This window comes from Paenibacillus sp. Root444D2, from assembly GCF_001426375.1.
GTDB lineage: Bacteria > Bacillota > Bacilli > Paenibacillales > NBRC-103111 > Paenibacillus_E.
The window spans coordinates 210,174-210,435 of record NZ_LMEO01000053.1 but is presented as its reverse complement, the minus strand read 5'-3'; positions in this window follow the sequence as shown (position 1 = coordinate 210,435).

The following is a 262-nucleotide window of genomic DNA, read 5'->3' as shown; positions in this document are numbered from 1 at the left end:
TGATAGGTTCGAGGTGGAAGTGCAGCAATGCATGCAGCTGACGAATACTAATCGGTCGAGGGCTTAACCTAATATAGGGATCTTTGACGAAAGTCAAAGTCTCTCTGATCAGCTGACTAAGCAGCTAGCACCTACGTCTAACGTAGCCATGCACATGATTACTTTACGCAAGTTTCGTATCTAGTTTTCAAGGCGCAAACCACGCTTTGACTGTTTGGTGATGATGGCGGAGGGGACCCACGCGTTCCCATCTCGAACACGA